The 21,842-nt window shown below is 62.3% G+C and carries 16 protein-coding genes and 1 pseudogene; 11 read left to right on the top strand and 6 right to left on the bottom strand.

All coding sequences use genetic code 11. The features are described from left to right. Nucleotides 1–50: 50 nt before the first annotated feature. The 5 genes from Pan216_RS27505 (at nucleotide 51) to Pan216_RS27485 (ending at nucleotide 6,563) form a co-directional block, all read left to right on the top strand. Nucleotides 51–812, top strand: coding sequence for a phosphatase PAP2 family protein (locus Pan216_RS27505; RefSeq protein ID WP_145263347.1), 762 nt, complete (start codon nucleotides 51–53; stop codon nucleotides 810–812). A gap of 688 nt (nucleotides 813–1,500) precedes the next feature. Beyond that, entirely contained in the window at nucleotides 1,501–2,079 is a 579-nt protein-coding gene (locus Pan216_RS27500; RefSeq protein ID WP_145263345.1) for a response regulator, read from the top strand. Nucleotides 2,080–2,641: 562 nt separating this feature from the next. Continuing rightward, nucleotides 2,642–4,618 carry an esterase/lipase family protein gene (locus Pan216_RS27495; RefSeq protein WP_145263343.1) on the top strand — a complete coding sequence of 659 codons (1,977 nt, stop codon included), beginning with the start codon at nucleotides 2,642–2,644 and terminating at the stop codon, nucleotides 4,616–4,618. A gap of 224 nt (nucleotides 4,619–4,842) precedes the next feature. After that, nucleotides 4,843–5,340, top strand: coding sequence for a formaldehyde-activating enzyme (gene fae / locus Pan216_RS27490; RefSeq protein ID WP_145263341.1), 498 nt, complete (start codon nucleotides 4,843–4,845; stop codon nucleotides 5,338–5,340). A 362-nt stretch (nucleotides 5,341–5,702) separates the two neighbouring features. After that, complete coding sequence (locus Pan216_RS27485; RefSeq protein ID WP_145263340.1) at nucleotides 5,703–6,563, top strand: NAD(P)-dependent methylenetetrahydromethanopterin dehydrogenase; 861 nt, start codon at nucleotides 5,703–5,705, stop codon at nucleotides 6,561–6,563. Nucleotides 6,564–6,753: 190 nt separating this feature from the next. Here Pan216_RS27485 and Pan216_RS28660 read toward each other — a convergent pair whose 3' ends face one another. After that, entirely contained in the window at nucleotides 6,754–7,188 is a 435-nt protein-coding gene (locus tag Pan216_RS28660) for an acyl-CoA thioesterase (RefSeq protein ID WP_419193075.1), read from the bottom strand. Nucleotides 7,189–7,534: 346 nt separating this feature from the next. Here Pan216_RS28660 and Pan216_RS27475 point away from each other — a divergent pair, with 346 nt between their 5' ends. Further along, nucleotides 7,535–8,332, top strand: a complete 798-nt coding sequence (locus Pan216_RS27475; protein WP_145263336.1) for a small multi-drug export protein — start codon at nucleotides 7,535–7,537, stop codon at nucleotides 8,330–8,332. A gap of 5 nt (nucleotides 8,333–8,337) precedes the next feature. On the opposite strand, the gene Pan216_RS27470 is transcribed toward Pan216_RS27475, so the two are convergent. Beyond that, a complete protein-coding gene (locus Pan216_RS27470; protein WP_145263334.1) occupies nucleotides 8,338–9,522 on the bottom strand; it encodes a glycosyltransferase family 4 protein in 1,185 nt (394 codons plus the stop codon). Nucleotides 9,523–9,632: 110 nt separating this feature from the next. Next, nucleotides 9,633–10,406 carry a PilZ domain-containing protein gene (locus Pan216_RS27465; RefSeq protein WP_145263332.1) on the bottom strand — a complete coding sequence of 258 codons (774 nt, stop codon included), beginning with the start codon at nucleotides 10,404–10,406 and terminating at the stop codon, nucleotides 9,633–9,635. A gap of 304 nt (nucleotides 10,407–10,710) precedes the next feature. On the opposite strand from Pan216_RS27465, the gene mdh reads away from it, so the two are divergent. The 4 genes and pseudogenes from mdh to Pan216_RS27445 all read left to right on the top strand — a co-directional run bounded on the left by mdh (nucleotide 10,711) and on the right by Pan216_RS27445 (nucleotide 16,291). Beyond that, nucleotides 10,711–11,634 carry a malate dehydrogenase gene (mdh, locus tag Pan216_RS27460; protein ID WP_145263330.1) on the top strand — a complete coding sequence of 308 codons (924 nt, stop codon included), beginning with the start codon at nucleotides 10,711–10,713 and terminating at the stop codon, nucleotides 11,632–11,634. A gap of 337 nt (nucleotides 11,635–11,971) precedes the next feature. Further along, nucleotides 11,972–13,090, top strand: a pseudogene (locus Pan216_RS27455) (IS481 family transposase); the annotation flags it as partial. Between the two features lie 417 nt (nucleotides 13,091–13,507). Then, complete coding sequence (locus Pan216_RS27450) at nucleotides 13,508–15,067, top strand: hypothetical protein (protein ID WP_145263328.1); 1,560 nt, start codon at nucleotides 13,508–13,510, stop codon at nucleotides 15,065–15,067. Between the two features lie 279 nt (nucleotides 15,068–15,346). Beyond that, nucleotides 15,347–16,291, top strand: coding sequence for an HDOD domain-containing protein (locus tag Pan216_RS27445; RefSeq protein ID WP_145263326.1), 945 nt, complete (start codon nucleotides 15,347–15,349; stop codon nucleotides 16,289–16,291). Nucleotides 16,292–16,380: 89 nt separating this feature from the next. Here Pan216_RS27445 and bioA read toward each other — a convergent pair whose 3' ends face one another. Together bioA and Pan216_RS27435 are read right to left on the bottom strand one after the other, a co-directional pair. Further along, nucleotides 16,381–17,769 (bottom strand): adenosylmethionine--8-amino-7-oxononanoate transaminase, encoded by a 1,389-nt coding sequence (gene bioA / locus Pan216_RS27440; RefSeq protein WP_145263324.1) that lies wholly within the window; start codon nucleotides 17,767–17,769, stop codon nucleotides 16,381–16,383. A 441-nt stretch (nucleotides 17,770–18,210) separates the two neighbouring features. Beyond that, nucleotides 18,211–19,233: a hypothetical protein gene (locus Pan216_RS27435; protein ID WP_145263322.1), complete on the bottom strand. Its 1,023-nt coding sequence runs from the start codon at nucleotides 19,231–19,233 to the stop codon at nucleotides 18,211–18,213. Between the two features lie 141 nt (nucleotides 19,234–19,374). Here Pan216_RS27435 and Pan216_RS27430 point away from each other — a divergent pair, with 141 nt between their 5' ends. Further along, nucleotides 19,375–19,662 carry a hypothetical protein gene (locus tag Pan216_RS27430; RefSeq protein ID WP_145263320.1) on the top strand — a complete coding sequence of 96 codons (288 nt, stop codon included), beginning with the start codon at nucleotides 19,375–19,377 and terminating at the stop codon, nucleotides 19,660–19,662. Nucleotides 19,663–19,840: 178 nt separating this feature from the next. On the opposite strand, the gene Pan216_RS27425 is transcribed toward Pan216_RS27430, so the two are convergent. Next, entirely contained in the window at nucleotides 19,841–21,640 is a 1,800-nt protein-coding gene (locus Pan216_RS27425) for a TIGR03960 family B12-binding radical SAM protein (protein ID WP_419193074.1), read from the bottom strand. Between the last annotated feature and the right edge of the window lie 202 nt (nucleotides 21,641–21,842).

Genomic DNA, 21,842 nt, shown 5'->3' with positions numbered 1-21,842 from the left:
TTGGGGCTGGAGAGGCCATTTCCAGGCAATGACGAGTTCGCGGAGACGACATGACTTGGGCGCCGGCGATCAGTGATTCCCCTTCTCACGCGCCCCGGTGGCGCCAGACCTCCATCCTGATGGTGATCGGCTTGGCGTTGGCGGGTGTCGGGCTCACCCTCGAGGCCGACCGGTACGTCTACGACCTCGACCTCTACGTCTACAACCTCGCGCACGACGTCTTCAACCACAACACCCGTCCCGTTCCCGACCACTTCAAGCCCCTCAAGCGGATCTTCAGTTCCGTCGAGGTTTGGGGCGAGAACATCTTCGTCTTGCTGGTCGCGTTCGCGATCTGGCGACTCGATCGGCACCGGCGCAGCCGCGTCGTCTTCCTCGCCCTCAGCGCGATCGTGGTCGCCCTCGGCGTCGAAGGGGTCAAGCGGGTCACCGGACGCGAGCGACCGGAGGTTAGTCAAGGCAAGACGGTCATTCACGGCTGGCACAAGTTCACCGCGGGCGGCGACTATCAGTCCTTTCCCTCCGGGCATACGGCGGCGGCCGCGAGCTATGGTGGTTCGCTCTCCGCCTTCTATCCTCCCCTGCGTCCCGCGATGATCGCCCTGACGGTCGGTTGCGGCGGCAGTCGGATTTGGAAGGAACGCCACTTCTTCAGCGACTGTCTCTTCGGCGGACTGATCGGTTTCCTGGCCGCGTACCTATTGCCGCGTGCCGGTGCCGCCCGTCGCTTCGCGGAGTGGTTCGATCGCCGCTTCTCCGTTCCCTATCCCCGCGATGCCTCTCCCACGCGGACCTCGCTCCGCGCGGCGTGACGATCAATCGTTCGATTCCGCGCAACGATTTCAAACGTTGGGCTTGACCCGACCGGTAGTATTCACTGCACGACGAAGCCGGTCGCACCTCTTGCTCACACACCTCGAATCACCCGGTTTCCGAATCGCTCTTCCAAGGACGACGTATCTGGTCTGGCACGGACGCCATGATCGGTCCATTCGCGCGGGAATCCTCGTGCGGGTCGGCGCCGCTCTGTCGGGCGTTCGGTGACGAGGCTGTGATCTTATCCAGTTTGCCCAAGATCACTCTAATTGGCAGTTCAGCGTCTCTTTCATGGTTTCCAAGTCACGCTAGGGTGACTTTTCTGCCAATGACACGCTCTTTCCTCACGCGCCTCAGCCTGCAGAACGGACCAATTTGCCCGTAGGTTTCCTAACCGACTCGATTCTGCTCATTATCACGCGCGGATTTACCGATCTCTTAGCTAGACCGCCATGGTGACTTCCCTGGAACGGAGAGCGGGAGGCCTTTCCGAACCAGGATCAACCAGGGAGCGAGACGTCGGTTTATCCGCGTCGCGCCACTTGGGCGATGTCATCCGCGGCTTAACCCGGAGAGTCGTAGTGACCTTCCGACCGAGACTGAATGGAACCAAGGGAGTGTGCCGGCCCTTTCCCCGGAGGGGCGGCCCCGAACGCGCAGTTGTCGGAACTGGAGTGCCAACCAATGAAAAAGGTGTTTACGACCGGCCAAGTGGCGAAGATCTGCAAGGTCGCCCCGCGAACGGTCAGCAAGTGGTTTGATTCCGGCCGCCTCGTCGGCTATCGAATCCCGGGCTCGCAAGATCGTCGAATCCCACGAGAACACCTCATTCGCTTTCTCAAAGAGCATCAAATGCCCTTGGGAGAACTCGAAGAGGAATCAATGAGCAAGTTGCTCATCATCGGGACCGACCGCATGATGATCGACCGTCTTCGTGCGATGATGCCCGAAAGTGAAGATTACAAGGTTCAGATCGCCCACAGCGGATTCGAAGCGGGCATCCAAGCTGAATCTTTTCATCCCGACGCCATCGTTCTCGACCTCGCCATGGGGCGGAGCGAAGGCATTCAGATCGCCAGCAACCTCCGACGCAACAACTCTTACGACGAGTGCGTCATCATCGGACTGGCATCCGAGGACGAAGCGGATCCCGATTCGCTGACGAATCACGGCTTCACGGAAGTCTTCAAGAAGCCGTTTGATCCCGCGCTGCTTGTGGAGCGTCTCCGGACGATGGTTCGTTCGAAGAAAGAAGCTCTCTAAGGTCAACGACCAGACCCGTGACGACTAGAAGCGAGCTTCGGCGAGCTTCAGACCTCTCCAGTTCCCTCGTCTCGGCAAGCAGATGCCGGCGGCTCGCGACTAGGATTCGCGAGCCGCCGGGTCTTCACGGGTTTTCTTTTTCCTTTCCTCCGCGGTTCGGCGGCACTCCGCCCCGTTTCCCTTCGCGCATTCCGCGTGCCCGTCCGGCTACATCCATCCGCCATTCCCCGTCCATCACCCTTTGACGGATCTCGCGCCTTCTCTTGGCATCTTCTCCAACAATCGCTCTTCTTCCAATCCCCTATCTTCACACGTTCAGCATTCCCGTCATCTGAGAGAAGCCTCTCTACCTCCCCAACCAAGATGGTTTGGCCAAGGGGGAGCACTAGGAAGGAGGAGCTTGACGCGCCGCGCGAAACATCCCTTCCCGCGACGCAAGTGTCCTCGAGACCGCCTTGACGGAAACTGAGTTCCCGTTATCGTCCCGCCCGCTCCATTCCAACTTCGGTATCGGTGTTCCGAACTCGGCCCCGGGGATGGGTCGAGTGCAATGAGCGAGGCCATGATTCGACGACCCTACCGCCGACATGTCCTGGTGCTCCTGCTCGCGGGGCTGTCCATCGCCTGTTCGCCCGGCGTGCACGTCCGCACCGTTCGAACCGATACCATGCTCGCGAAGATGCGGGCCAACGTCCTCAATTCCGGCTCGGTCAGCCCGAGGACGATGCAGCTACTGAGCCGCTACGACCTGAAGGCGAACTTCCGCCGCGACCCGATCGAGACCCTTTCGGTGCTCGACGGCATGGTGCGGGAGGAACCAAACCAGGAACTCGCCTTCGCGATGGCGGAACTCTCCTTCGACGCCGCGCGCCGTGCCGAACGCCGTCACCCCGAGCAATCGCTCGGGCTCTATTTCGGAACCGTCGCGTACGCGTACTACTACCTATTCGACCCGACGCTGCCTCACAACGACACCGCGCAGTTCGACCCGCAGTACCGGCTTACGTGCGACCTCTACAACCGGGCGCTCGCCAAGTGCATTCGCCTCGCGCAGAAGACCCAGAAGTCCGAGAAGTCCGAACACTGCGTCGAGGACAAGATGAACGTCGAGTTCGGCGACGGCGGCATCGAGATCGAGATCACTCGCCATGGTTTCCTCTGGAACGCCGAGGAGTTCGGCCCCTTCCTCTTCGCCAACGACTACGAGGTCCAAGGACTCGAGAACCGCTACCACACCTACGGGTTGGGCGTGCCGTTGATTTGCGAACGCCGCCCGCGCGAAGCGGTGTCGCCGCAGGACAAGTTCTATCCCGAGCGAACGAGCTTCCCGGTGACGGCGTTTCTGCGGATGGACGGAGGGTTGTGCGACGCGAAGGGTTGTCGGCGCCACGCGACCTTGGAGCTTCACGACCCGCTACGGTCGCAGTCGATCGAGGTGGCTGGCCAAGTCGTCCCGTTGGAGTCGAACCTGACCGCTCCGCTCGGATTTCATCTTGCCGAGACTCGGCTCGAACGTCTCGAGCTCAAGAGCTTGCTTCGTCCCGGATCCGTCGCGGATCGGACCGGGCTCTACATGCTCGAGCCGTATGATCCCGAGAAGATCCCGGTCGTCATGGTGCACGGGCTTTGGTCGAGCCCGTTGATTTGGATGACGATGTTCAACGATCTGCGCGGGGATCCAAAGCTGCGCGAACGCTACCAGTTCTGGTTCTTCCTGTACCCGACAGGCAACCCGATTCCCTACTCCGCCGGCTCCTTGCGGAAGGTGCTGACCGATGTCCGTCAGTCACTCGATCCGGACCAGAGCGACGAGACGTTCGAGCAGATGGTCCTCGTCGGTCACAGCATGGGCGGGATCTTGGCGAAGATGATGGTTCAGGAGAGTGGCAGCGATCTCTGGAACCTCGTCAGCACCCAGCCGTTCGAGACGATCAACGCGACGCCCGAGGAGCGGGAGCGGCTCCAGCGAATCTTCTTCTACCATCGCGAACCCTACGTTCGTCGGGTCGTCTTCGTCGCGACGCCGCACCGGGGAAGCGAGTTGGCGGTCAAGCCGCTGGGTCGGTTGGGCTCGGCGCTCATCTCCCTGCCGAAGACGGTGACCGAGGTGGGCGCGAAACTGGCGCAGCGAAATCCGGGCATCTTCAATACGGAGTTCGAGGGGAACCTGCCGACCTCGGTCGACACGCTCTCGCCGGAGAGCCCGATCATCCAAGTGGTCGCGGAACTAAAGCGTGACGATGAGCTTGCGGCCCACTCGATCATCGGAGACATCTCGGGAACGACGCCCGAGAAGGGGACCGATGGCGTGGTGCCTTACACCAGCGCTCATCTCGAGGATGTCGACTCCGAGTACATTGTTCCCGCGAGTCACTCCGACTGCCTGGCTCACCCGTTGACAGTGCTTGAAGTAAGACGAATCCTTCTCGAGCATCTCGAGTCGGTCGACGCGAAGCATCCAATCCAACTGCTCGACCACCGCGAGCCGGCTTCGGACGGGTCCGAAGAACCGAAGCTCCTGCCCGCCGTCTTGAAGTAGCGGCGCGGTTCCCGAATACCGCTGGGGCCTTGGAATCGCGGCATGGGCACCATATCATCGTTCCTCGTTGGGCAACTGAATCGGACAGCGGGTAACCAGACCCGGGGGGTGTGTCGGTTTGGTCCTCCAGCCGTTGCCCTGAGCACGAAATGTGTGCGTGCGACGCACCCGCCGGCAGGCGAAGAGCCAACTTCACCGGCGAGAGATCTCCAGAGGGACTGACCATGTCGATGTACATTGGCGAGGCATTGGTGGGCGAAGGCAACGAAGTCGCCCATATCGATCTACTCATCGGTAGCAAGGATGGACCGGTCGGACACGCATTCGCCCAGGCGCTTGCGGACCAAAAGGCGGGTCACTCGAACCTGCTGGCGGTGCTCGAACCGAACATTTTGGTCAAGCCGGCCACGGTCTTGATCACGAAGGTCACCATCAAGGGGGCCAAGCAGGCCGTGCAAATGTTCGGCCCGGCCCAGTTCGCGGTCGCCAAGGCGATCACCGACTGTGTCGCCGAGGGAACTATTCCGAAGTCGGATGCCGAGAACCTCGTGTGTGTCTGTGGCGTCTTCATTCACTGGGAAGCCAGTGACGACAAGAAGATCTACGACTACAACTACGAGGCGACCAAGCTCTCGATCGAGCGAGCGATGAAGGGCGACCCCAGCGCCGCCGACGTCGTCGCGAAGAAAGACTCCGCGAAGCACCCCTTCGCCGGTTTTTAATCGGCGAAGGCAGATGGTCTCGCCGGTTTTTAATCGGCGAAGGCAGATGGTCTCGCCGGTTTTTAATCGGCGAAGGCAGATAGGCTCGCCGGTTTTTAATCGGCGAAGGCAGATGGTCTCGCCGGTTTTTAATCGGCGAAGGCAGATGGTCTCGCCGGTTTTTAATCGGCGAAGGCCCACGGTCGCCCCGGCTGGCACTCAACCACGCTAGCCGAACTCCAACGTCAACATCAGGGATGCCGCTGGTCGCCTGTCGGCCAGTGGCGGACCATCCTTCTCCATCGGGGCACTCGTCGCCCCACGTTCTCTCCTTCCCTGCTCACCGGCCGTGATGCGGCCGAACTCTCGCGAGCGCTCCAACCATGAAACCCAAAATCCTCCTCCAGCTCGATGCCGACAAACACCCCAGTGCCTTCGACGCCGTCGTCGCGATCGACGCGGGGGTCGATCATCTCCTCTCCCACGGCGCGGTCGAACCCGAAGAGGTCGAGAGCCTCGTACACGGCGCGATCTTCACGCGCGGGCCGTCCGACCTGAAATCGACCGCCATCTTCATCGGCGGCCACAGCGTCGCGCGTGGCGAGGAACTACTTGCCAACGTCACCAAGACCTTCTTCGGCCCAATGCGCACCAGCGTCATGCTCGACTCCAACGGCGCCAACACCACCGCGGCGGCTGCGGTCATCGCGGCAGGCAGGCATCTCGACTTCGAACATACCCGATCCCTCGTGCTGGGTGGCACCGGCCCCGTCGGGCAGCGCGTCGCGTTGCTCCTGGCGCGTCAGGGGGCCAAGGTCGAGCTCGCCTCGCGCAGTGTCGATCGCGCCGCCGACGCGTGTGCCGCGTTGGTCGCGAAACAACAGGGAGCGGCCGTCGAACCGCTCGCCTTCGGTCCCGGGGCGAAGCTCGAGGCGCAGTACGATCTGATCGTCGCGGCCGGCGCCGCGGGAGCCCAACTCATCTCGAAGGAGCAGCTGGGGGCTCAGAACTATCTCCACGTGGTCGTCGATCTCAACGCGGTGCCGCCGGCGGGGATCGAGGGGATCGATCCGATGGATGCCGGACGCGAAGAATCGTCGTTGGTCCACTACGGGGCGATCGGCGTCGGCGGCATCAAGATGAAGATCCACAAAGCCGCGATCGCCCGGCTCTTCGAGTCGAACGACCAAGTCTTCGACGCCGCGGAGATCCACGACTTGGGGCTCCGCCTCGAGGCGGAATAGATCAACATGGGCCACACTCTCAAGGGTGGCTCCGGTTGCTTGCCAACCGGAGTGGCGAAGCCACAAGAGGACCAGGAGAACTCCATCGCTTTCCGCTTGGTAGCCGTCGTTTTGACAGGCCTCTTGCACGCCGCGCGTGCCCAGATTGACGAGCAATCTGGGCCACCCATGAGTTGGCGGATCGCGGCTGCTACTTGTCCTCGATCAGGAGCGCCGACCGGAGCCGTTCGACGAACTCGGGGGGGATTGGCACCGAGGCGAGTTTGCCCTGGGTGACCTTGCAGTAGACCGCGGTCGAGGTCGCGCTGGCCATCAGTTTCCCCTTGAGCTTCACCTTGAAGCAGTAGGTGACCGCCTTTTCTTTCAATTCCTTGACCGCCACTTCGATCTGGACGACGTCGTCGAAATGAATCGGGCGATGGAAGTCGCAGTGAATGTTGACGCGGGGCCAACTCAGCTTCTCCTCGCCCCGCTTTTCCATGATGCCCATGTCGAGCGAACGCAGAAACGCGTGCTCGGCCTCCTCGGCGTAGCGCATAAAGGCCGTGAAGTGGGCGATGCCCGCCATGTCGGTATCCGAGAAGGCCACCCGTCGCTCGTAGACAAACGGGGTCGAATCGGTCATGGCGTCTATCCTCTTGGCTGGGAACGTGTTGCGATTGGCGGAGCGACGAGGCCCACACCGGGCGGGGAGCGGGCGCCCCGACGGTCGCGAGTCTCCCGGAGGAAGGACGATTCGCTCGCAATTCGGGGATCGGCGTTTGAATCGACCGCATCCTGCCGCATGATAGGATGTGGCCGTGGACCCGTGGTGGCAAGCGGCGTCCTGGCACCGCCCCGACATTCGTTGGCGCCGGTGTCGTCTCGTTCGGTGCAAGTCGTCTCGTTCGTGGCGAGTGAATGACACCCTTTCACTGCTCCGTGGGAATGCTCCACAGGCGACGTTTCTTTCGTGACATGGACTTGTCTTGATGACGCAGCATTCCGAAAGGAGACGGAAACGGCCCTCGCCGAGTCAGGAGCGGGCTGTCGGAAACGACGGCTTCGAGGAGAGTTTCCGCCGGGACTATCCCCTACTCTGGTTGATGACCCTGATCGGGCCGTTCGTCCTCACGGTGGTCTTGGTTCTCTTGCTCGCCATGGTTTGGGGGCCGCACCGCGTCGGCCAGCTTCTCGGGACATCGGTCGTCACCTTCTTCTTCCTGGGCAAGTTCGTCATCCTCGCCGGGATTGACCACTCGTCGGAAGTCCCCCAATTCCTCACGCCCTTCGAACTCTTCCTGATGGTCCTCTACATGGACCTGATGGTCGCGCTGGTGCTCGTCTTCCACACCGGATTCCTCTTCAAGATCCCCTACCTCGGTAGTCGCTTGCGCGATCTGGTCGACGATGGGCGATTCATCCTCCAGTCGAATCCCTGGATGCGGCAGGTCACCTTCCTCGGCATTATCGCGTTCGTCATGTTTCCGCTCTCGGCGACGGGGAGCGTCGGAGGGTCGATCTTCGGGCGTTTGCTCGGGATGGGACGATTGGCGACATTCGTCGGGATCAGCATCGGCAGCGTGCTCGGCTGCGCCCTGATGTACTACGGCGCCGGAGCGATCAATCGCTACGTGGGTCAAGACAACCCACTGCTGAAGATCTCGGGCTTCCTGGTCGTGATCGGCTTGGTGGTTCTGCTCAACTTGCGCTATCGGCGACTCAAGGAAGGGCACCAGCGCGCGATGAACGAACGCCTCCCCGAAGGCGCCCTCGACGAGTCGACCTGAGCCGGCTACCTCTTCGCTTGTCGCTCCGCGATGACCTCTTCGTAGACCGCGCGAATCTTGCGCGTCATCGTCTGATGCCGAAACTGATCGGCGAAGAGTTCCCGCCCCGTCCGTCCAAAGCGCTCGCGCTTGGCGGGATCGTCGAGCAATTCCTCGAGTCCCCGCGTCAGCCCCGCCACGTCACGCACCGGAACCAGGATCCCCGTCTGGTCGGCCAGGACGACTTCGCGCGCCCCGCCGACATCGTAGGAGACCACCGGCTTCCCCGCGAGCAGTCCCTGAGGCAGCACCCGCGCCAGCCCTTCTCGATAGCTCGCGTGTAGGACGACATCGACCGCGCCGAGCAAGTTGGGGATCTCCTCGGGAGCGACGAGTCCCGAGAAGTGGATGCGCTTGCCCAGTCCCATCGCCTCGGCGCGGGCCGCGATGCTCTCCCGCAGGATGCCATCGCCGATCAGTAGGAGATGAAGGTTCGGGTAGCGTTCGACGAGCGGCCGGGTCGCGTCGAGCAAGTCGTCGTGCCCTTTGAGTTCGAAGAGCCGCGCCACCTTCGCGACAACGTCCGCGTCCGCGGGAATCCCCAAGGACGCACGGACCTCGTCGCGATCTCGGGAGGGATTCAGGAAGGGGTCGACGTCCATGCCACTGTGGATGGTAACGAACTTCTCCCTCGGGGCGATGCCGACCTTGAGCGCTTCGTCGGTCATCGCGTCGGCGACGCAAATGAAGCGATCGGTTCGCTTGCCCGCCCAGCGCTCGGCCTCGATGTAGAGCCAGTTTTTCAGGGCCGATTGGTAGTCGCCGAAGGAGTGCCCGTGCATGGTGTGGACGATGCCGGCCTTGCCGTGGCAGTCGGCGGCGGCGCGCCCCAGGATACCTCCCTTGGCGCTGTGCGTGTGGACGACGTCGGGACGGATCTCGTCGAGGAGATGCTCGAGCGTACGGCACGCTCTCCAGTCGGTCCACGGACGGATCGGACGGATCAAGGTCGGCACCTGTCGGACGTCGATGCCATCGAGTTGTTCCCGGAATCGCTTGTTCTCGAGCAGGTTCCCCTCGGGGCCTTCGGAAGGGCCGGTGATGAGGGTCACCTCGTCGCCGAAGTCGCGGTGCAGGTCGACGATGTTGTGCAGCGTGTTCTCTTGGGCCCCGCCGACGATCATTCGGGTGATGACGTGCACGACGCGCATGCGAGTGAGTTCCAGGCAAGGATCGGGAGCGTGAAAAGGAGCTTCTTACGGAGATGCCCTGGAGTTGTCAGCGACGGCGACACGACGAGCCGGCCGCGAAACCAACGTCCTTAGAGGCTTTGACGCTGGCGGACGATCTCACGCTGGCAGTCCATCACGTACTTGGCGATCGCGTCGATGCCCTCGTCGGGATCGCTCGACTCGAGGTCGAACTCCAGGCCCACCAGCGTCTCGTTGCCGCGGCAACCGTGGTGGACTTGACGGGTGGTCGCGTTGGTCTCGATCACCTCGCTCTTATTGGGGAGGGTGATTCGCAGCGCGGCGCGGCGACCGGGTTCGAAGCGTTCTCCCAGGTGCTCGGCCAGCCAGATGCTAATGCCCCGCGCACTGATGTCGGAGACCTCGGCGCTCAGGAAGGTCGGCGACGTGTGAGGCATCCAGGTCGGTTGCCATTCGACCAGCGGTCGTTGCTTGAGCAGTGGCTCGATGCGAAAGTGACGACGCCGGTTGGCGCTGAGCAACTGTTCGGGAAGGGTCACCATCAGCACCGGCAACATCGCGCCGGCCCCGGCGCTGATGCGCTCCACGCGCTTCGCTTGCGTTTCGAACTTGAAGTAGGACTCGTTCCAGTTCGCGAACGCGATCATCTGACATGGGACGGTGAGCGGGAGCGTGTGCCCGTCGCGCGAGGGCATGTTGATGATGAGCATCCTGGCGTCGGCATCGATTTCTAGCAGCCTGCTCTCGCCGATCGGAACGAACTTGCCTTCGTCGATGCGCAGGTGCAGACCGAGCCTGACGTTCGCTTCGGCCATCTCGTTGAGTTGCCGTTGGACGCGCACGCGGGCTTTGTTCTGACTGCCGCTCTTCTTCCAAAGGGGCATTCAGAAACCTCGCTCTCGTTCGGGGCGAAGCGCGGCTCCCGGGGAGGTGGTCCTCGGGAGATCGTCGTGAGAGATCATCTGGGCCTCAGGATCCCTATTGGAAGTCGTCATGGACGTGTCAACCGCCAAGAAACTCGAACGCAACCTTGGTTTTCCTCCTCAACGAGCCCCAGTCTAGCATGGTTTCGACCCCGCCGTCATTCCGGAAATTGGCTCGGCTCTTTGCGCTCGAAGTGACGCGATTGCCCCCTACAATACCGATCCTTGGAACACCCGAGCAGTGCGTCAGTCAGGAGAGTCAGCGATGAAACGTCCAAAGATCACGATTGTCGGAGCCGGTAACGTCGGAGCGACGGCCGCTCACATCTGCGCCAGCAAGCAACTCGGCGATGTTGTCCTCATCGACATCGCCGAAGGGGTCCCCCAGGGGAAAGCCCTCGACATCTTCGAGTCGAGCCCGGTCGATCGATTCGACTGCCGCTTGGTCGGCTCGCAGAGCTACGACGAGGCCAAAGGCTCCGACGTCGTCGTCGTCACCGCCGGCATCCCCCGCAAGCCGGGCATGAGCCGCGACGACTTGATCGCGACCAACGCCAAGATCATGCAGTCGGTCATGACCGAAGTCAAAGCCAAGTGCCCCGACTCCTTCCTGATCATTGTCTCCAACCCGCTCGACGCCATGGTCTACTTGGCACACAAACAGAGTGGATTCCCGAAGAACCGCGTCATGGGGATGGCGGGCGTGCTCGATACCGCACGCTACCGTTCCTTCATCGCCGCGGAACTCGATGTCTCGGTCCTCGACGTCCAAGCCTTCGTTCTGGGTGGGCACGGCGACCAGATGGTTCCGCTGCCCCGCTACACGACCGTCGGCGGCATTCCCCTCCCCTCGCTGCTCAGCGCCGAGAAGATCGAGGCCATTGTCGACCGGACGCGCAAGGGCGGCGCCGAGATCACCAAGCTGCTCGGGACCAGCGCCTACTACGCTCCCGCGGCCAGCATCTGCGAGATGGTCGAGGCGATTGTCCGCGACCGCAAGCGGATCCTTCCCGCCGCCGCGCTGTGCGAAGGCGAGTACGGTATCGAGGGCATCTTCGTCGGCGTTCCCGTCAAGCTCGGCGGCAACGGTGTCGAGAAGGTCATGGAGATCGAGCTCAACGACGACGAGAAGGCCGCCTTCGCCACGAGCGTCGATCACGTGAAGTCCCTTTGCGACGGTTTGGGCTGACCCCCCTTCTTCGAAACCTTCCGACGCCAGGTGGCCTCGGTTGCTTGTCAATCGAGGTGGCGCAGCCACAAGAGTCCCATGGACGCGTCGTCGGGTCGACGGCTGCGTTGACTGGGGTCTCTTGTTCGCTCCGCGAACCCAGACTGACGAGCCGTCTGGGCCAGCCTTGAGCAGGCGATCCGCCTTGGGTTCGGTGCCGTCGCGCAGCGATACGAGACCCCCCTCTTTCCCCCCTTGGACAAGGGTGTACGGACTGTGGACATAGGTGGCGCTTGTTCGGAGAGATGGGTAACACCTTTTGGGTATCGTAAGCGACTTCTTCAGAAGGAGTCGAGCGATGCCTTGGAAGGTGGCGAGTGTGGAAACGATTCGTCGGGAGTTTGTGGAGTTGGCGTCGAAGGAGGGGGCGAACAGGTCGGAGCTTTGCCGTCGCTTCGGCATCTCGCGCAAGACTGGCTACAAGTGGCTGGCGAGGTACGAAGCTTCGGGCGGATCGGGGCTGGAGGACCGTTCGCGTCGTCCGGTTTCTTCTCCAGGGCGGACCAGCGAGGAGATGGAATCGGTGGTGCTGGCGGCTCACCGAGAGATGAATAGGTCATGGGGTGGTCGCAAGCTGCGTCAGCTCTTGCTTGACCGGGGAGTCTCGGGGGTACCCGCGGCGAGTACGATCACGGAGATTCTGAGGCGTCACGGGGAGTTGTCGCCTCGTGAGGAATCGACGTTGGGCCCCTATCAGCGGTTCGAGCGGGAGAGGCCCAACGAGCTATGGCAGATGGATTTCAAGGGTCACTTCGGACTTGCTGACGGGACGCGTTGTCATCCTCTGACGATGCTGGATGACCATTCCCGCTTCTCGCTGGTGATCGAAGCCTTCGGCAACGAGCGTGGCGAGACGGTTCGTGGTGCGTTGACGGCCGCGTTTCGCGTCTATGGCCTTCCCGAGGCGATGCTGATGGACAATGGTGCTCCGTGGGGCAACGACCGCGAGAGTCCTTGGACGCCGCTGACGGTGTGGCTATTGCGGTTGGGAGTGCAGGTGCTTCATGGCCGCCCGAGTCATCCTCAGACGCAGGGGAAGCTGGAGCGTTTTCACCAGAGTTTGAAGGCGGAAGTGCTGCAAGGAGGGCCGCTACGGGACCTTCAGCAATCGCAAGAGCGTTTTGATCGCTGGCGGTCGGTGTACAACTTCGAGCGTCCACACGAGTCGTTGGGGATGCGTCCACCGGGGGAGCGTTACGAGGCGAGTGCTCGTCGTTATCCGGAGGAGGTGCCTCCGTTGGAGTTCAGTCCGATCGACGAGATTCGCAAGGTTCAGCGTCGGGGCGAGTTCCATTTTCAGGGTCAGCAGTGGTACGTGAGCCAGGCGTTCTCTGGCGAGCACGTGGGACTCCGTCCGACGCTCGTCGATGGCGTGTGGGAAGTGTGGTTTGGACGAGTTTGGCTCGGTGAGCTGGACCAGTCGATCAGTGGTGAACGCCGACGGGTGGTCCGTCGGCGCCCGAGGGGATTGAACGAGGGATCCGGGGGTGGCACGGACTGCGGTCGCTGCGATCCCTCCGTCCGTTCCACCCCCGAAACCGAAGAAGAGGACGTGTTACCCATGTCCCCGGACACCTGTTACCCTTGACTCCGGCCCGTACAAAGGGGGAGAAGGAGGGGGTCTCTCCCCACTCTCTTCGCAAGGCCCATCAACTCCTTCCCTCTGACGAACTCACTCCGACCACACTCTCCCTTGCGGGCTTGCCTTGACCCATCCGAGACCGCGCGGTAGGGGCTCGTGTTCCATGACGGGACGGCGGCGCCGGGGCCTCATTCCACCCCAACCCCGCATGGCATGACACCCGAATCATTGCCGACGAGAGAGTGATCGACCATGGATGAAGCCGCGACGAAGCCAGTCTCTCGGACCATCCTCCAGGCAAGCGCGGTCGGACTGCTGGCGATCTTGTGCTATCTCCCCTCGCTACGCTGTCCGATCGACTTCGAGGATGACGGCGCACGCCTGCCCAACATGGCGGCCGAGGAGACGTTGGCCCAGCGATGGGAGCGAACCTGGTTCGGGTCGCTTGAGGAGGCTCGCTTCATCGGCCCCTTTCGGCCGGTTTACCATGCCTACTACGAATTCCAAAGTTACCTCTTCGGAACCCGGATCGAGGCCTGGCGACTGACTCGCTTGGCGATCCTCGGTCTCTCCGCGGGACTCTTCTATGTCTTGCTACGCGACCTTGGGATTCCGGGATGGCCCGCCGGCATCATGGTGCTGATCAGCGTGACGGCGCCGTTGCGATCCTCGATCTGGTACCGCCTCGCCTTTGGCGAAGGTCAGGCGATGGTGTTGGTCTTGATCGCCCTGCTCGCCGCTCGTGCGGCCTCTCGCAGTCGTTACGGTTGGTGCTGGGATGGCGTCGGTATCCTTTGTGTGTTGGCCGCGATCCTGACCAAGAACGTCTTCGTGGCCGTGGTCCCGGCGCAGATGCTCCTACGGGTTTGGGCTGACGGCGAATCGCTTTGGGCAGGCATCAAGCGGCGCTGGCCCGTCGCGCTGCTGATCTCCTCGACCGTCGCCCTGCCCATTGGACACGTGATCTACTTCAAGACCCAAGTCGACGGGGCAAGTGACTACGAAGTAATCGCTCCCGGCCTTACCCAATTGCTCGACATGGTTCGTGGGGTTGGGCTCGCAGCCGGTTGGGATTTCCTCGCGGTCAGTTTCGTGATCACTCTTCTGGCGGTGCTCTGTTCGAAGCGAGCGCGATCCTTGCTCTTCGACGAGCATCGCCGGGTCGTCCTGGCGGGAGCGCTGCTGCTGTCGGCTGGAGTGATTGTCTACCTCCCCGCGCTCATGGGACGTTCGCCCGCGGGACGCTACACGATTCCCGCCGTCTGGGGGTGGGACTTGATCGGCGCCGCCCTACTGAGTGCCACCGCGGGCATCGGAGTCGTTTCGCTGCGCCGCTTGGCGGGAGCCACCCTGGGAATCGGACTGGCGGTGATGGTGGGGCTCAACGTCTACCAGCAAGTCGAGTTCACGTGCCGATGCCAAACCCTCTGGGAGACCGCGCGGTGGTTGAGGGATCATGCCCCGACCGAATGCCAGGTCGGACTCGGGGATCGGTCGATGTCCGCGGCGGAGGCCCAGCACCTACAGGGAGCGCTTGAGGGCCTTGGCAGGAGCGACGTCACCATCCTTCCGTCCGAGACGACGTTGGAGACGGCGTTGGATCAACACGTCGACGTGATGCTCCATCGCGTCGGTGCCGAAGTCCCCGAGGGCCCGGTGCTGACCAAGGTGATCGATCACTCGCGGCTCATCAAAGAGGTCTTTCCCGCCCGCATGGCGCGGCGCCGTCGTTGGGGAGGGATCGCGATCGAGAGCCAAGCGGTTTCCTCGCGAACCGCCGCGGCGAACGGCGGCGAAGACGCCCCTCGCTAGCCGAACTCGAACTCCACCCAAGAGTGCCAATCTCCCTTCAGCGGGCACTATCTCCGTCCAACGAATTGGTTCCGGTTGAGTGAATATTGTTCACTTTGCCGTCACGTTCGCGTTTTTCGTTACATACTTCTCGCAGGGACGAAGTGTGTCGATGGGCGATCTGATGCGCGGAATGTGACGAGCGTTTCGAAGTCATTGGAGGCGAAATCGACCAGCGAATCAGGCTCCGACACCCCTTTGGGGGTGCGGGGCCCTTGGGTCGAAAGGGAAAGATTGGCGATGAACTCCGGCGACGTTTCTTACGATCACGTCGAACGGACGCCCTACCAGGTGGGCCAAAAGTCCGTGAACTATCGGTCGAACATTCTGTCTGACCTCGAGATGATCGAAGAACTCCCGTCCCTCCCTCAATCCGTGTTCGTCATTGAAGAAGTTGCGATGGATCCCGACAGCAGCGCCGCCGATCTCGCGGAGGTGGTGGGTCACGATCCCGCGTTCGCGGCGCGACTGCTCAAAGTCGCCAACTCCAGTTACTATCTGGGGGCCTCCGACCAGGAGATTGCCTCCATTCAAGCCGCCGTCGCTCGCCTCGGCTTCGTCGAAGTGCGTCGCATGTGTCTGAGTGTGGGGATCATGCGTTCGTTCATTCGGCCATCAAAGGCCGTCAATCACCGTGCCTTCTGGGAGCACTCCCTCACCGCGGCGGCTGGGGCTCGCGCGATCGCCGCGGAGTGTTCGGCCAAAGCCAGTGTCGACGCCGACACCGCGTTCGTCGCGGGGTTGCTTCACGAGGTGGGCAGCCTCGTCCTCGATCAGTTCTTCCCGCATGAATACGCCGAAGTCCATCAACAACTGAGCGGCAAGCGAACCGGCATTCACCAGCTTGAGCGATCGCTCCTCGAGACGGACCATGCGGAAGTGGGAGCCTACCTGCTGCAGCGCTGGAACCTGCCGATGGAGCTGGTCCAAACGGTCCGCTACCATCACCGCCCGGCGGATGCTCCCGCCGAGTTCCAGTCGCTTGCCCAGGTTGTTCATCTCGCCGACTTTATCGCGACTCGCTTCGGAGTCGCCGGTCCGGGCGAGGGGAACTTGTGGCAGCTCGATACCGACGCATGGGACCGGTTGGGCTTCGATCTCGATAAAATTCGTCGCCTTCGGCAGCAAATCGTCGAGGAAGGCGAACGTTCTCATGCCTTCGTGCGGGCATCGCTCACCGCCTGAGGTGCCTCGCTCAATTCGCCAAGCGCGTCCCCTTCCACTTCGCGGAAGGGGATAGTGATCATGTTCGCCCTATTCATGCTCGAACCGAATCAAGCCTCGCCGAGTCCGACCTCCTTCGTCGCCGCCTCGATCGCTTGGATCGTGACGTCCACCAAGCGGGCGACCAGATCGACTGGCATCGCCAAGGGAGGCATCAAGACGACGACGTTCCCCAAGGGACGAATGATGACGCCCCTTTTTCTCGCCTCGAGCGTCACCCGATGCCCCATCCGGAGGCCGTATGGGAACGGCTCCTTCGTCTCCTTGTCCCGAACCAGTTCGATCCCGACCATGGTCCCCTTCTGACGGATCTCGCCGACGTAGTCGTCGTCATTCAAAGGGGTTAGGTCGCGACGGAGACGCTCCGCGATCGCTCCCACGTTCTCCAGAATCCGTCGGGAATCGTAGAGTCGCAGCGACGCCAGCGCTGCCGCACACCCGAGGGCGTTTCCGGTGTAGGTGTGGCCGTGGAAGAACGTCCGCAATTCCGACGGGTCGCCGAGAAACGCCTCATGAACCTCTTCGGTGGCGACGGTCGTCGCGACAGGTAGGTAGCCGCCGGTGAGGCCCTTCGCCAGGCAAACGAGATCGGGCACCACTTCTTCCTGCTCACAGGCCAAGAACGTTCCGGTCCGGCCACAACCAACCGCGACTTCATCCGCGATGAGCAACGCCCCATACTTGGCGGTCAGCTCGCGGGCCTTCTTCAGGTACCCCTCGGCGTGAACTTGGATCCCCGCCGCCCCTTGAACCAACGGCTCAATGATCATCGCGGCGACGCGGTCGCCCGATTCGCAGAACGTTCGCTCCAGCTCGTCGAAGCAGAACTCGAGGTAGGACTGAGGGTTATGGCCCTCCGGCGTTCGGTAGGCGACGGGCGAGGGGACTTGAAAGGTGGGAAAAAGCAACCTCTTGTACACCCCGTGAAAAAGCTCGACCCCACCGACGCTGACCGATCCGATCGTGTCGCCGTGATAGGCATTTCCGAGCGTGACGAAGCGATCGCGGCTCGTGTCGCCCCCCGGACGTTGCTGCTGGTACTGGTAGGCGATCTTGATCGCGGCCTCGACCGCCGTCGCTCCGCTATCGGAGTAAAAAACCCGGGTCAGGCCTTTCGGGAGCCGGCCGACGAGATCCTTGGCGAGCTCGATGGAGGGAACCCCTCCTAAGCCAAGCAGGGTGGAATGGGAGAACTGGTCAAGCTGGTCGCGGATCGCTTGGTCGATTTCGGGGACTCGGTGCCCGTGGACGTTGCACCAAAGGGAGGAGACGCCGTCGAGGTAGCGATGCCCATCGGTGTCGATGAGCTCGAAGCCCTCCGCGGCGGTGATGATCGGAACCTCTTCCTGGCAATGGGCTTGCATCGGCGTGAAGGGGTGCCAAACGTGATCGTTGTCCCATTGGCGATAGCGTGCGGTCAGCTCGTCGCGGCTCGGCATGAGGCCCAAATCCATCTACTCGAAGGGGTCCTTGGACCACCTTGGTCCGGGAGACACCCTCCATGACTATGGGAGCGATCCGATTGAAGGCACCGTGGGCGGAAGGTCAGACGTAAGTCTTGAATATGTAGTCGGTTATGTGGTAGCAAGAAATGACACAAGCCGACTCCGCAGCCGGCTTGCATCAGGTGGAGCGAGGTCTCGCCGTGCGTTCACATCGTGTTGGGCTCGATAGCGGTGCCGCTCCAACGCGTTTGGCTATCGGATGTTAGGTCACACACGGGCTTCGCGAGAGCCATTCGAGGAAGGAACCAGCGTTCGTCACACGCCGGACCAGTTCGTTCATCAGATTCCGGGACGAAAACCGGTCACGTTTTTGATCAGATTTGATGAAAACGGACGAGTTTTGGTTCAAATCGGCCCGATTCGTGGCCAAATCGGTTAGGAATCGCTCCGATTCGGATCGTTTTCGCCCCCAAAGACCAGCCCCTCGGAGGTCGCCTTCGCGTAGACGGGAATCAGGAAGGTCGCGGCGTGGTCGATCCCCGGGGTCTCGGCGTGGGTCTCGAATACCCAGTAGCGTGGCTCCTTGCCGGAGAGGTTTGTCTCGTAGTCACCCGCCGGGAGTTTGAAGATCACCTCCTTCTCGGTCTCGAGCGTCGACCATTGGTCGCCAAGGTCCTCGGTCTGGGTCTCGGCGTAGAGCTGATAGCAAACCACTTGCGTTTGCGTCTTCCCCTTGCGTCGGGTGGTCTCCTGCTTTTCCTCGATGCAGCGGATCGTGAAGGTGCGTTTGCGGATGTTCGAGATCGGCCGGGTACTGCCGACGACAAGGGGCATCTCCTCGCCGAGAAAGTACGGGAACGTGCGAAAGCTGACATAGCTGGTCCCGTACTTCAGCCATCGCAGCACGTAGTAGACCCCGCCGCCGATCATCGCGACGAGCCCCAGATCGAGCAGGCCGATGCCGATCTTCACCGGCCAGGGGCCATCGTCGGAGAGAAACGCCCACCAGTTGAATGGCGCGAGAAAGATCATCAGAAACAGCGACATGCAGAAGGAGCCGAACGCCTTTTTGAGCGTATCGCCCTTGGCCCCTTGACGGTCCCACGCGAAGTCGGCGAGCCAGTTCTCCTCGGGGTGCAGCAGCAACATCTGCCGATGGCGCCGCTGGGCGATCATCGACCGGATCGATAGGCCGATCACCCACAGCCCCGCCAACGCGAAGACGCCGCCGACGGCACCGATGACCCAATCGGGGGCGTTCTTTTTTCCCTCGACCCCGATCACGTCGCACGCGAGCAGGATAATTCCGGTGCCCGCGCCGGCGAAGACGAGGCCGAAGAGGACGCCGCACCATCCCCCGACGCCGCCGGTCGAGCGGGCGGTGCGCATGACGCGTTGACGCCTCGTGTCGGGGTTGGGGGCCTCGCCCTCTTGGTTGAACAGATCGAAATTGGCCATGAACCTCAGTCTCTTCCCGGGAACGGCAATCCATCGGTCACGAGGAGCCTACCACATCGCCCGCCAGTTGGCACGACCGGCGTGTTGGTGACATGATACTGGCACACATTCCGCAACGACGGGTTCTGGATCTTGGGCGCCATGCCCACGCTTGTCGTGGGCATGCAGAGTGCCTTCACGCTTGTCGTGGGCATGCAGCGTGCCTTCACGCTTGTCGTGGGCATGCAGCGTGCCTTCACGCTCGTCGTGGGCATGCAGCGTGCCTTCACGCTCGTCGTGGGCATGCAGCGTGCCTTCACGCTCGTCGTGGGCATGCAGCGTGCCTTCACGCTCGTCGTGGTCCTCGACACTTCATTCGGTCGCCGCATCTCGATCTTGGGCCGTGGGGTGGGTCTTGACCCACCAGACGAACAGACGAAGAACGTGTAACCACGGAGAACGCGGAGGTCGCGGAGCGGCTATGCTCCCCCTTGCCCAAGGGGGAGAAAGAGGGGGTTCGGCCTTCGCCGCTGGTTGGGGGCTTCTCCCTCCCGGGGATGGTTCCTCTCCCCGGTTCGGGTTTCGCTCGGACATCAAAGAGGAGGGTGGCGCTTCCTCCCGTCGCCCCCTACTCGGCACTCGCGAGGATGTTGAGCTGCACGACGCTGCGGTGGTGGTCCTTCTCGAGCCAGTCACGGCCCTTCTTCACGTTGACGTGATCCCAGGGAAGGATCTCGGTCGTGGGCCGCTCGCGTTGGCTGTAAAACGCCATGTCGACGCCCAGGTCCTCGAAGACCTGCCACCAAAGGGCGGGATTGAAGTGCTCGTCCCAGGCGTCGAGCCGAGCACCCCGGCGCCATGCCTCCTCGAGGACCGGAGCGATTCGGCGATCACCGCGGGTCATGATCCCCTCGAGCAGACTCGTGTCGATCGTGTGGCACTTCACTTTCACGCTGCGGAGCGAGACCCGATCGCGCAGGTAGCGATGGGCCCACTGGAAGTACTCGCGGTCCCGCATGCCGTTCCACTGGTAAGGCGTGTGGGGCTTGGGGACGAAGTTCGAGACGCTCGCGGTGACGGGAATGTAGCGGCCGATCGCCTCCTTGCCGATGGTCGAGATCCGCTCGGCGACGTCGACGATGCCGTCGAGATCGACGGTCCGCTCGCCGGGAAGGCCGCACATGAAGTAGAGCTTGACGCGGCGCCAGCCCTCCTCGAACGCCTTGCGGCAGCCTTCGTAGAGGTTGTCGTTGTTGATCGGTTTGCGGATCTGATCACGCATGTCGTCCCGCGCGACCTCGGGGGCCAGCGTGAGTCCCCCCTTGCGGACGCCGGAGACGAGTTTGGGCAAATTGCGGAACTGGTCGTTCACGCGCAAGCTCGGGACCGAAATGCTCACCCGTTTCGAGCTGAACTCCTCGGCGAGACGGTTGACCAGTTCCTCGAAGTGGGGGTAGTCGCTGGAGCTGAGGCTCAGGATCGAGATCTCTTCGTAGCCGGTCTTCTCGTAAGCTTCCTTGGCGGCCTCGACGATGGCATCGACCGAGCGGACGCGAAGGGGGCGCTTGATCACGGTCGATTGACAGAAGCGACATTGCCAGGGGCAGCCACGCATGATTTCGATCGCGAAGCGGTCGTGGGCGCATTCGACGTTGGGCATGACCGGTTCGGTGGGGATCGGGATGTCGTCGAAGTTCTGGGTGATGACGCAAGCCCGGATGTGCTGGGGGACATCGGGACGCGTCCGATTCATGGCCGCGATCGTCCCATCGGCGTGGTACTCCGGTTGGTAGAACCGCGGCGCGTAGGCCCAGTCGAAGCTCGCGACCAAGCGGGCGATTCGTTCCTCGCGGTCGATTCCCGCGACTCTCTTGAGTTCGCTCCACTTCTCCATGACCTCGAGCAGCGATTCCTCGCCGTCGCCGATGATGAAAAGATCGACGAAGGGGGCGAGGACCTCGGGGTTCTGGGCGCCGGGGCCGCCGGCGATGATCAGCGGGTCCTCGTCGCCGCGATCGACCGAGTGGAGCGGGATCTTGCTTAGATCGAGCATCGTCAGGATGTTGGAGTAGCAGATCTCGTACTGCAGGCTGAAGCCGATCATGTCGAACTCGCCCAGCGGCGTGAAGGTTTCCAAGCCGTAGAGCGGCAGATCGCGTTTGCGCAGCTCCGCCTCGAAGTCGGGATTGGGGCAGAAGGCCCGTTCGCAGGCGAAACGCTCGTCGGAATTGACGAGGTTGTAGAGGATCTGCATCCCGTGATGGCTCATCCCGAGCGTGTAGGTGTCGGGAAAGGCGAGGCAGAAGGTCGCTTCCAGCGTGGCGTGGTCTTTTGCCACGGCGTTGAATTCACCGCCGATGTACTGCCCCGGCGTCTGCACGTTGAGCAGGACATCTCGCATGATGATCTCGCGTAGGGATTCGGCCACGAGTTCGCTCTCCTTCGATCGGCATTGGGACGTGTCGATTGCGGAATGGCTACAGCTTGCGACAACCGACACCGTGGGCGTGACGTGGGTGTCGGGTCTTTGGGCACCTCAAACGATGCCCTATCCACTTATTATGCGGAAGTCGCGGTCGCGGCCCACCCCCCACTTGGGGACCGGCTCCGAGGTGCTCGGAGGTTGGGAT

It is taken from the genome of Kolteria novifilia (assembly GCA_007748055.1).
Lineage (GTDB): Bacteria > Planctomycetota > Planctomycetia > Kolteriales > Kolteriaceae > Kolteria > Kolteria novifilia.
Note: the sequence above shows the minus strand (reverse complement) of the source record. Positions and strands in the feature narration are given on the sequence as shown.